The 1,034-nt window shown below is 46.7% G+C and carries 2 protein-coding genes and 1 pseudogene; all 3 read right to left on the bottom strand.

Annotation, left to right across the window (positions count from 1 at the left end):
* A pseudogene (locus tag R7D93_RS26115) lies at positions 1 to 122 on the bottom strand (phosphoribulokinase); the annotation flags it as partial.
* A gap of 125 nt (positions 123 to 247) precedes the next feature.
* Complete coding sequence (locus R7D93_RS26110; protein ID WP_005458136.1) at positions 248 to 460, bottom strand: YheU family protein; 213 nt, start codon at positions 458 to 460, stop codon at positions 248 to 250.
* Positions 461 to 493: 33 nt separating this feature from the next.
* The coding region (locus tag R7D93_RS26105) for an alpha/beta fold hydrolase (protein ID WP_411976826.1) at positions 494 to 1,034 on the bottom strand (541 nt) is incomplete at its 5' end.

Raw genomic sequence — 1,034 nt, 5'->3', positions numbered from 1 at the left:
CCTTCCACCCATGCTGGCTTGATGTTCATCATATTGAACATCTTGCGGAATGCTTCAGACGTAGTGGTTGTGCCGGCACCGGATGAACCAGTAACCGCAATGATTGGGTGTTTAGCTGACATGACAAACCTTGTCGAAAATTACGTACCTGTAAAGTGCAGCAGCGAACCGCTGCACGGTCGATAACCCACTATAGCATGTAACAACGACTTGTCATCGAGTGGGATACGGTAAAAATGTGAACGTGCTAAAACTTTGCTTTGAGTTGAATATCAACCGTTTCATGCAGTTCTGAGAACACGATGACGGCTTCACCTTTTTCTAGTTGCGTCTTCACTTGATCGATTTTGTTTTGCAGTGAAATTTCAACCGCGCCATAGTCGGTGCCTTCGCGTAGTACGAACTCACGGATTAGATTTTCCAGTGTTTCTGGCGCGATGTCTTGCCAAGGAATGATCATAAATACCTCAAACTTTTATGATGAAAGGCTAGTTTACTGTGTTCGCGGTTTGGATACAGCTGAAAGGTACTCTGCCGCGACACTTTCGTAGTACGCGGGCAGGGCTTCCTCTAACCAGAACTTTGGTTTTAATGCCGTACCAGTCAGAAAGCCAACGTGTCCGCCGTGCTCAAACAGACGGTAATCAATGTTATCTGGCAGAACAAATTTGGGGATCACCTCATCGGTCATGAACGGGTCGTCTTTGGCGTGGATGATCAAAGTTGGCAAGGTGATCTGCTGTAACTTGCTCAGTCCTGAGCATTGATCGTAATAATCTTGTGCATCCTTAAAACCATGCAGAGGTGCTGTGATCAAGTCATCAAATTCGTACAGACGAGTGACGCGCTTGATGGAGTTGTACGACAGCGCCAATTCGCCATGCAGTAAATGATGTTTTTGTAGAGCATTCCGTTTGAGCGAAGAGAGTAGGTAACGGCGATACACTTTGGAAAAGCCCTGCTCAATTCGATTGGCACAAGCCGCCAAATCCAGTGGTGCAGAGACGATGGTGGCCGCTTTTAAAATCGGGTGA

It is taken from the genome of Vibrio sp. YT-15, from assembly GCF_033337445.1.
GTDB lineage: Bacteria > Pseudomonadota > Gammaproteobacteria > Enterobacterales > Vibrionaceae > Vibrio > Vibrio alginolyticus.
The sequence above is the reverse complement of the archived record's forward strand: the minus strand, read 5'-3'. Positions and strand labels throughout refer to the sequence as shown.